Annotated in this window: 9 protein-coding genes and 1 pseudogene; 9 read left to right on the top strand and 1 reads right to left on the bottom strand. The window is 39.3% G+C overall.

Features of this window, described 5'->3' with window-relative positions; translation table 11 throughout:
* The 5 genes and pseudogenes from WBG45_RS09540 to WBG45_RS09520 form a co-directional block, all read left to right on the top strand.
* Positions 1-189 (top strand): annotated as a pseudogene (locus WBG45_RS09540) (hypothetical protein); the annotation flags it as partial.
* Entirely contained in the window at positions 179-2,332 is a 2,154-nt protein-coding gene (gene scpA, locus WBG45_RS09535; protein WP_424414034.1) for a methylmalonyl-CoA mutase, read from the top strand. The pseudogene WBG45_RS09540 and the gene scpA, both read left to right, overlap by 11 nt.
* Entirely contained in the window at positions 2,332-3,426 is a 1,095-nt protein-coding gene (gene meaB / locus WBG45_RS09530) for a methylmalonyl Co-A mutase-associated GTPase MeaB (protein ID WP_424414032.1), read from the top strand. Before scpA ends, meaB begins: the two co-directional genes overlap by 1 nt.
* Positions 3,427-3,488: 62 nt before the next feature.
* Positions 3,489-3,929 (top strand): BrxA/BrxB family bacilliredoxin, encoded by a 441-nt coding sequence (locus WBG45_RS09525; protein WP_424414030.1) that lies wholly within the window; start codon positions 3,489-3,491, stop codon positions 3,927-3,929.
* Between the two features lie 267 nt (positions 3,930-4,196).
* Complete coding sequence (locus tag WBG45_RS09520) at positions 4,197-5,186, top strand: aromatic acid exporter family protein (protein ID WP_424414028.1); 990 nt, start codon at positions 4,197-4,199, stop codon at positions 5,184-5,186.
* 22 nt (positions 5,187-5,208) lie between these two features.
* Here WBG45_RS09520 and prli42 read toward each other — a convergent pair whose 3' ends face one another.
* Complete coding sequence (prli42, locus tag WBG45_RS09515) at positions 5,209-5,304, bottom strand: stressosome-associated protein Prli42 (RefSeq protein WP_155979643.1); 96 nt, start codon at positions 5,302-5,304, stop codon at positions 5,209-5,211.
* 125 nt (positions 5,305-5,429) lie between these two features.
* Between prli42 and mce the strand changes: the two genes are divergently transcribed.
* From mce to WBG45_RS09495, 4 genes are all read left to right on the top strand, one after another.
* Positions 5,430-5,840 (top strand): methylmalonyl-CoA epimerase, encoded by a 411-nt coding sequence (gene mce / locus WBG45_RS09510; RefSeq protein WP_424414027.1) that lies wholly within the window; start codon positions 5,430-5,432, stop codon positions 5,838-5,840.
* 5 nt (positions 5,841-5,845) lie between these two features.
* Positions 5,846-7,393: an acyl-CoA carboxylase subunit beta gene (locus WBG45_RS09505; RefSeq protein WP_424414026.1), complete on the top strand. Its 1,548-nt coding sequence runs from the start codon at positions 5,846-5,848 to the stop codon at positions 7,391-7,393.
* Positions 7,394-7,406: 13 nt separating this feature from the next.
* Entirely contained in the window at positions 7,407-8,525 is a 1,119-nt protein-coding gene (locus WBG45_RS09500; protein WP_424414024.1) for a M20/M25/M40 family metallo-hydrolase, read from the top strand.
* 97 nt (positions 8,526-8,622) lie between these two features.
* A partial coding sequence (locus WBG45_RS09495) for a DNA polymerase IV (RefSeq protein ID WP_424414022.1) occupies positions 8,623-9,785 on the top strand: 1,163 nt, incomplete at its 3' end.

Genomic DNA, 9,785 nt, shown 5'->3' with positions numbered 1-9,785 from the left:
ATTTTGCCTAACTTCTTACAACACACTAAAAACCACATGATTATCGATGTTGCAGGAAAATTTGCTGAAGAAAAGCAATGGTTAGAACTAGGTTTAAACGGTACGATTTTTGCAGGACAAGATTTAATTAAAAAAATACAACAATTGATACATGTCAAAAAGAAAGGGGTGTCTGGATATGAAGCCTAACTTTAAAGCGGTTGAATTAGAGAAGATTGTTTCACAAGTAAAGACTTCGTCAACAACTGATCATTCCTTTTTAACAAATGAAGGCATACGTCTAAATTCTAGATATGCAAAAGAAGATGTTGCTACACTTGAGCATTTGTCAGATTTCCCAGGAATTGCTCCGCATACTCGTGGACCGTATCCTACGATGTATGTATCGCGCCCTTGGACAGTTCGCCAATATGCCGGTTTTTCAACAGCTGAGGAAAGCAATGCATTTTACCGACGAAACTTGGCAATGGGTCAAAAAGGTTTATCTGTTGCATTTGATTTAGCTACACATCGAGGATACGATTCTGATCACCCTCGAGTAACTGGAGATGTAGGGAAAGCTGGAGTGGCAATTGATTCAATCGAAGATATGAAAATCTTGTTCAATGGCATCCCTCTTGATCAAATGTCTGTGTCAATGACCATGAATGGTGCTGTATTGCCTATCTTAGCGTTTTATATTGTGACAGCTGAAGAACAAGGCGTTTCTCCAGAACAACTGGCTGGAACGATTCAAAACGATATTTTAAAAGAGTATATGGTACGTAATACGTATATTTATCCACCAAAAATGTCGATGAAAATCATTGCTGATATATTTGAATACACATCGAAGTTTATGCCTAAATTCAATTCAATTTCAATTTCTGGCTACCATATGCAAGAAGCGGGTGCCACTGCAGATATTGAATTAGCATATACACTTGCTGATGGTCTTGAATACGTCCGAACAGGTTTACAAGCTGGGATTGATATTGATTCATTTGCTCCACGTTTATCGTTCTTCTGGGCGATTGGCATGAACTACTTTATGGAAGTAGCGAAAATGAGAGCTGCACGTCGAATCTGGGCGCAAATGATGCAAACGTTCGAGCCGAAAAATCCAAAATCATTAGCACTTCGTACGCATTCTCAAACGTCAGGATGGAGTTTAACTGAACAAGATCCGTTTAATAATGTAACAAGAACACTAATTGAAGCAAATGCTTCATCAATGGGACATACTCAATCATTGCACACGAATGCATTAGATGAAGCGATTGCTTTACCTACAGATTTCTCTGCTCGAATCGCGCGTAATACACAACTTTTCTTGCAAGAAGAGACCATGATGACAAAAGTCATTGACCCATGGGGTGGTTCGTATGCTGTTGAAAAACTAACCGATGAATTAATGCAAAAAGCATGGGCTTTGATTGAAGAAATCGAAGAACTTGGTGGCATGGCAAAAGCGATTGAGACAGGTTTGCCGAAAATGAAAATTGAAGAAGCAGCGGCTAAGAAACAAGCGCAAATAGATTCTGGGAAAGAAATCATCATCGGTGTAAATAAATTCAGACTATCAGAAGAAGATCCAATTGATATTTTAAATATAGATAATACGGTTGTGCGTCAAACACAAATTGATCGTATCGAAAAAATGAAACAAACGCGTAACGACAATGATGTCAAGCTTGCACTAACTGCACTTACAAAAGCTGCAGAATCTGGAGAAGAAAACTTACTTGCATGTGCTGTTCAAGCTGCGAGAGTTCGTGCTACACTGGGTGAAATTTCAGATGCCATTGAAAGTGTATCTGGTCGACATAAGGCGGTGATTCGTTCCGTGAGTGGTGTCTATAGTTCAAACTTCTCGAATGATGAGGAAATAAAAGTTGTTAAAGACATGACGGAAGATTTTAAAGAAAACGAAGGGCGACGTCCCCGAATTTTGATTGCCAAAATGGGTCAAGATGGACACGATCGTGGAGCTAAGGTCATTGCTACTGCGTTTGCAGATTTAGGTTTTGATGTGGATATTGGCCCATTGTTCCAAACACCTGAAGAAACAGCTAGGCAGGCTGCTGAAAACGATGTACATGTGATAGGGGTTAGTTCCCTAGCTGCAGGTCATATGACATTAGTTCCTGCACTTCTAAGTGAACTGAAAAAAATAGGTCGTGAAGATATCTTAATCGTAGTAGGTGGGGTAATTCCCGCTCAAGATTACGCATTTTTGCGTGAAAATGGAGCTTCCGCGATTTTCGGACCAGGAACTGTCATTCCGGTGGCGGCTGCTAAAGTTATAGAAGAAATCTACCGACGACTTGGGTATGAGGAAGTGAAGGAATAATGGAAGGTCAAGAGAACCAACAGAAAAGCGCTATGAATGTGATGGGTGGACTTAAATCGACTCATGACGGAATGGAGCAAACGACTCGGAAGCAATTTCGTAGGTCTCACAAAAAAGAGATTTCTGTCGATGATTTTTCTCGTGAAATTCGTCATGGTTCAAGGCTCCATTTGGCTAAAGCCATCACTTTACTAGAAAGTACTGTATCTGATGATAAACGAACAGGACAACGGTTATTACAAGACCTTCTTCCATATACGGGAAAGTGTATTCGTATTGGTATTACTGGAGTTCCAGGTGCAGGGAAAAGTACATTTATCGAGGCATTTGGTAAACATTTATGCGAAATGGGATATAAAGTTGCCGTTCTTGCAATCGATCCTAGCTCTAGCTTATCCGGTGGTAGTATTTTGGGGGATAAAACGAGAATGGAAGAACTCGTTCGACACGAAAACGCTTTTATTCGACCTTCCCCAACTGCTGGCACATTAGGTGGCGTTCATAAAAAATCACGCGAAACCATGTTACTGTGTGAAGCTGCAGGATATGATGTTATCTTAATTGAAACAGTAGGTGTTGGTCAGAGCGAAACAATTGTCCGAGGTATGGTTGACTTCTTTATGTTGTTAGTTTTGACGGGTGCTGGTGACGAGCTCCAAGGGATGAAAAAAGGGATTATGGAGTTAGCTGATTTGCTTGTTGTGCACAAAGCAGATGGCGATAACGCGAAAATGTCGAAAAAAACTGCAGCTGAATATGAACAAATTCTACATTTTCTACAACCGGCATCGCCAGGATGGACCACAAAAGCAATGCCCGTTTCTTCTATTGAAAACATAGGAATTCGAGAAGTATGGGATATCATTTGTTTGTTCGAAAAAACGCTCAAAACTTCAGGTGTTTTTGAAAATCGACGACAATCACAAACGAAAGATTGGTTCCATACGATGATTACAGATCGTCTTATGGATGATTTCTATGAATTACCTGATACAAAATCAAAAGTACACAATCTAGAGCATGAAATATTGCGAGGCGACATGACGGTTTCACAAGCAGTCGAAAATTTATTTTCACATACACCTAAAACATAGATTTTGCGTGTCTATAAATGAACTGCTATTATTAGTATTGAAGTTCGAGAGGAGTTTTACAAATGAACATGGATTTTAACTTATTAATGAATGATATAGTACGTCAAGCACGAGGTGAAATGGAAGCAAGTGGGTATGAGCAATTAACTTCAGCAGAAGAAGTGGAACAAGCATTTGCTCGTCAAGGTACTTCACTAGTTATGATTAACTCAGTTTGTGGTTGTGCAGGCGGGATTGCTCGACCAGCAGCTGCAAATGCAGTACATTACGATAAACGTCCGGATCATTTAGTTACCGTATTTGCAGGACAAGATAAAGACGCAACTGCTCAAGCACGTATGCTTTTTGGCGATGAGCATTTACCTTCATCACCATCATTCGTATTATTAAAAGATGGACAAGCAGTTGCTGAAATTGGTCGTCACGAAATAGAAGGTCATGATCCTATGTCAGTTATTACTCACATTCAAGCTCTTTTCGAAGAGCATTGTGACGAGCTATAAGTAAGTGAAGGGCACTATTCAGTGCTCTTTTTTGTTCAGATATAAAACGGGTGGTTGTCCATTCAGCTTGATTAGTCGTCCATTCACTGTGCGATGTGGTCCATTCAGACGGGGGTGTTGTCCACTCACTGAGTGTTGTTGTCCATTCGCTTGGCGAAGGACACTATTCCACTGGAGAAAGACACCTGTTTCTAAGATATTTGCGTTTTTTTAGTGCTCCTATTGTAAGTTGCACTTTACACTTTTCTAAAGAAAGAGGGTGTAGAAATGGATTTCCGACGTTTTCGTATCGGTTATCGCACGTTGAAAACGGCTGTTGGTGCGAGTTTAGCCATGCTCATCGCCATGTTTTTGGAGTTGGATTACTATAGTTCCGCCTTCATATTGACCGTGTTGTGTATTCAACCCACTAAACGAAAATCAGTACGTGCCGTCTATGCTCGAATCATTGCGAGCATCATTGGGGTAGGATTCGCTTTCATCTTTTTTGAAGGAATAGCGTATCATCCACTAGTCTTTGGTCTTATATTAATTTTATTTATTCCAACGCTCGTTTCTTTAAGATTTCAAGATGGCTTTGTTTCAAGTGTAGTCATACTCCTTCATTTATTTGATGCCAAAGAATTATCGTGGTCACTACTGTGGAATGAAGCCCAATTAATGGCGGTCGGATTTGGTATCGCGTTGTTAGTTAACACATACATGCCATCCATTGAAAAGGATTTAAAGAAATACCGTTTAGATCTGGAATCTTTGTATTCGAAAATATTTCATGAAATTGCGATGTATTTACGAAATGGAGATTCGGATTGGGACGGAAAAGAGCTCGTTGAGGCTGCTGAAGTGATTGAAAAAGGGAAAGCTTTAGCTTATCAAGACGTAGAAAACCATTTAAATCGAAGACAAAATCTTTATTACTTATATTTCGATATGCGCGAACAACAGTTCGAAATTATTGAAAGAGTTTTACCAAAGATTACAGCGTTACCAGTCACTATTTCTCATTCACATCTCGTAGGGGAGTTTATAGAGGATTTGTCCAACCATGTTCATTCTGGGAATACGGCGAATACCTTTATCTCAAAACTAGATGAAGTAAAAGAAGAATTCTCTAAGATGCCACTACCAAAAGATCATGAAAACTTTTTGGCTATGGCTGCTCTCTATCAGTTTATTGAAGAAATGGAACATTATTTACAAATTAAACGAGACTTTGTGGGATTCAAAGTGAAAAAAAAGACAGCTGCGAAGGATTAACCATTCCTTCAAAGCTGTTTTTTTAGAAAAATAAACTTAATCCGAACAAGGCACTTGATAAAACCATCATGATAATCATTAAATAGACAATGAACTTACGAAAATTAGCATTACGCATGTGATACAACTCCTTTAACAAACTATCTTTAGTGTAGTAGAAATTGAAAAAATTCTCAAGAGGTAGAGTTTTCAAAAAGATATCGGTACAATAGAGAATGGAGATAATAGAAGGGTGTGGTTATTGTGAAAAAGGTTGATCATATCGGCATCGCCGTTAAAAATCTAGATGAAACAATCCCTTATTATACAGAGACACTTGGATTAAAAGTTTTAAAAATTGAAGAAGTGGCTTCAGAATCAGTACGTGTAGCATTCATTGATGCAGGTAATGTTAAACTGGAGTTATTAGAGCCAATGTCTGATCAAAGTGCCATTCATTCATTTATCGAGAAAAAAGGGGAAGGCATCCATCATATTGCTTTCGGTGTAGAAGGCATTGAAGAACGCATGAATGAACTTCGCGAAAAAGGCGTTCGAATTTTAAATGAACAACCGAAGATTGGAGCGGGTGGTGCCCAAGTGGCATTTTTACATCCGAAATCTTCATTCGGCGTGTTGTATGAATTATGTGATAAAAGCGGTTTAAAGGGGTAAAATACATGGACATTTATGAGAAAATTAATGATTTATATGATCGCAAGCGTGAGATTGAGCTAGGCGGCGGAGACGACAGAATTGAAAAACAACACGCTAAAGGGAAATTAACAGCACGTGAACGAATTGACTTATTAGTCGATAAAGGGACGTTTGTTGAATTGAATCCATTTATTGAACATCGAACTGTTGATTTTGGGATGGACACTCAAAAAGGTCCAGGAGATGGAGTCGTAACAGGTTACGGAAAAGTAAATGGACGTGCTATTTACTTATTCTCACAAGACTTTACTGTATTTGGTGGAGCGCTTGGTGAAATGCATGCCATGAAAATTGCTAATGTAATGGATTTAGCAGCTAAAAACGGAGCTCCATTTATCGGTTTAAATGACTCTGGTGGTGCTCGCATTCAAGAAGGTGTCGTTTCACTTGATGGATATGGACATATTTTCTATCGAAATGCTATCTATTCTGGTGTGATTCCACAAATTTCGGTCATTTTAGGTCCATGTGCTGGTGGTGCTGTTTATTCTCCAGCCATTACAGATTTTGTATTCATGGTCGATAAAACGAGTCAAATGTTCATTACAGGTCCAAAGGTAATTGAAACCGTTACGGGCGAAAAAATTTCTTCTGAAGACTTGGGCGGTTCAAAAGTACATAATGCTATTAGTGGAAATGCTCACTTCCGTGCAGAAACCGAACAAGAAATTCTTAAGCAGGTGAGAGACCTATTAGCTTACTTGCCACAAAATAATGACGAAAAGCCACCACGTTTGGAAGTGGACCATCTTGACGACTATCGTCCAGAATTAACTGAAGTCGTTCCTTTTGAAGCGATTCGACCTTATGATATTCGAAGAGTGATTGAACAAGTAGTGGATCAAGATTCGTTCATGGAAGTACAAAAAGAATTCGCTCGTAATATTGTCGTAGGACTTGCTCGGATAAAAGGCGAAGTTGTAGGTTTAGTTTGCAACCAACCTAAAGTAATGGCTGGTGGCCTTGATATCGATTCTTCAGATAAAGCAGCTCGTTTTATTCGCTTCTGTGACTCATTTAATATTCCAATTATCACATTTGAAGATGTTACTGGCTTCTTCCCAGGAATAAAACAAGAACACGGTGGAATCATTCGCCATGGTGCTAAAATTTTATATGCGTATTCAGAAGCAACGGTTCCTAAAATGACTGTTATATTACGTAAAGCATATGGCGGTGCTTATGTAGCACTTAACTCGAAATCAATTGGAGCAGATTTGGTGTTTTCTTGGCCAAATGCAGAGATTGCCGTGATGGGTCCACAAGGGGCAGCGAACGTAATCTTTTCCCGGGAAATCGCGCAAAGCGACAATCCTGAACTAACGCGCGCGACAAAAATCGAGGAATATCGCGAAAAATTTGCAAATCCATATGTAGCTGCTGCACGTGGAATGGTTGACGATGTCATCGATCCACGCGAAACGCGTATTAAGCTCATTCAAGCACTTGATATGATGCGCAATAAAAAAGAAACACGACCAGCCAAAAAGCATGGTAATATCCCATTATAAAGGAGTTTTTCACTTGACCAATCAACGATTAGTTGATGAATTTTTAGAACTTATTCAAATTGATTCAGAAACCAAACATGAGCAAGTAATTGCACCTATTTTAAAAGGGAAATTAGAAGACTTAGGATTTGAAGTGTTTGAAGATGACTCCGCTGCAAAGAGTGGACATGGGGCAGGCAATTTAATCGCTACTTTAAAAGGTAGCAAATCTGACGTAGAAACTATTTATTTCACTACACATATGGACACAGTAGTGCCAGGAAAAGGAATTAAACCTGAACTTCGTGAAGACGGCTATATTTATTCTGACGGTACCACTATTTTAGGTGCTGATGATAAAGCAGGAATTGCTGCTCTTTTCGACATGGTAAAGCGATTAAAAGAAGAATCAATTGAACACGGAGATATTCAATTTATTATTACAGCAGGCGAAGAAAGTGGACTAGCAGGAGCAAAACACTTGAATCCTTCTCATATAACAGCCAAATATGGTTTTGCAGTCGATTCTGACGGAAAAGTCGGCGGTATTGTAACTGCTGCTCCATACCAAGCTAAAATTCGTGTGAAGATTCTTGGCAAAACAGCTCATGCAGGTGTAGCACCTGAAAAAGGAATTTCTGCCATTAACATCGCTTCTAAATCGATTGCTAAAATGACTTTAGGGCGAATCGACGAAGAAACGACTGCGAATATCGGACGTTTTGAAGGTGGAAGTGCCACAAATATTGTGTGCGATGAAGTGAATATTTTAGCTGAAGCTCGTTCAATTGTGCCTGAGAAATTGGATAAACAAACAGCACACATGAAATCTGTTTTTGAAGAAACAGCAGCTGCCATGGGTGGACAAGCGGAAATCGACATTCAGTTAATGTACCCAGGATTCCGCTTTGGTGAGGAAGAGCATGTAACACAAGTAGCTGTGCAAGCAGTTAAAAACCTTGGTCTCACTCCAAATCTAGGTACTAGTGGTGGAGGTAGTGATGCAAACATTATCGCTGGTTTCGGAATCCCAACAGTTAACTTATCAGTTGGGTATGAAGAGATTCACACGAAAAATGAACGTATGCCTGTTGCAGAACTTGAGAAATTATCTGATTTACTTGTGGAGATTGTAAAAGAGTCTTCTAAATAAGTTGAAAATAAGTTGAAGGAAAAGAGATGTCAGGATGCCCCTGCCATCTCTTTTTTTGTTATGATTAAAGTAAGTATAAGAAGAGGGCGATGAGGACATGACGAGCATAAAACGAGGAACTTCTCGAATAATATTTCATATTGATATGAATAGTTTTTATGCGTCTGTTGAGCAATCATATGATCCAAGCTTAAAAGGGAAAGCGATAGCCATTGCAGGAAACCCAAAAGAACGTCGTGGAATTCTAGTAACCTGTTCCTACGAGGCTCGTGCAAAAGGCGTCTACACAACAATGAGCGTCTGGGAAGCAAAGCGTAAATGTCCTGAGCTAATTTTATTACCCCCTAATTTTGAACGCTACCGAATTGCATCACGAGCTATGTTTGAAGTATTGAGATCATATACGAAACAAGTTGAACCAGTGTCAATTGATGAAGGATACATGGATGTGACAGAAATTGATGGACCTATGACCGCTCTACAAATCGCAGATGATATACAAACGAGATTGTTAACGGAACTTGATTTACCTTGTTCAATCGGAATTGCTCCAAATAAATTCTTAGCGAAAACGGCTTCCAACTTAAAGAAACCAATGGGCATAACCGTTTTACGTAAACGTGACATTGATAAAATACTTTGGCCGCTGCCCGTTCTGGACATGCATGGAGTGGGTGAAAGTACGGCAAAAAAATTGTACAGTATCGGATTACAAACGATTGGCGATATTGCGAAAGCAGAAGAAGGCGTTTTAAAAGAAACACTTGGGAAAAATGGACCTCGATTAAAAAAACGTGCAAATGGATTTGATGATCGTGCAGTTGACCCGGATTCAGTTTATGATACGAAGAGTGTCGGGAGTTCAACGACTTTACCAAGTGATGAAAGTGATCTTCATGAATTGGAGAAAGTCTTTAATCGCTTATCTACAAAAGTGGCGAATAGATTGGAAGCAAAGCGCTTAGCAGGTCCAACGGTTTCCATCCAAATACGGGATTCAGATTGGCGAAATTCTTCTCGAAGTCAATCGTTTCGCAACTTGGTTTATGAAAAGGAAAAGATTTTTGAAGTTGCATGGAGCTTATTTACGAAAAATTGGGACGGGCAGCCAATACGTCTTTTAGGTGTGACGATTAGCAATGTAGTAGATCGTGCAGACTTTACGGAACAACTATCTATTTATAACTTTGAAGAACACGCTAAAGAAGAGCCGATATTAAATTTAGTCGAATCTCTTCAAAAAAGATTTGGCAAAGAAAT

It is taken from the genome of Paenisporosarcina sp. (assembly GCF_049671445.1).
Lineage (GTDB): Bacteria > Bacillota > Bacilli > Bacillales_A > Planococcaceae > Paenisporosarcina.
This window is presented reverse-complemented; position numbering and strand designations above follow the sequence as displayed.

Excerpts from the sequence above, each read along its gene's own strand:
- WBG45_RS09525 (WP_424414030.1), top strand. The coding sequence starts at position 3,489 with ATGAACATGGATTTTAACTTATTAATGAATGATATAGTACGTCAAGCA.
- scpA (WP_424414034.1), top strand. The coding sequence starts at position 179 with ATGAAGCCTAACTTTAAAGCGGTTGAATTAGAGAAGATTGTTTCACAA.
- WBG45_RS09505 (WP_424414026.1), top strand. The coding sequence starts at position 5,846 with ATGGACATTTATGAGAAAATTAATGATTTATATGATCGCAAGCGTGAG.
- meaB (WP_424414032.1), top strand. The coding sequence starts at position 2,332 with ATGGAAGGTCAAGAGAACCAACAGAAAAGCGCTATGAATGTGATGGGT.
- WBG45_RS09520 (WP_424414028.1), top strand. The coding sequence starts at position 4,197 with ATGGATTTCCGACGTTTTCGTATCGGTTATCGCACGTTGAAAACGGCT.
- prli42 (WP_155979643.1), bottom strand. The coding sequence starts at position 5,304 with ATGCGTAATGCTAATTTTCGTAAGTTCATTGTCTATTTAATGATTATC.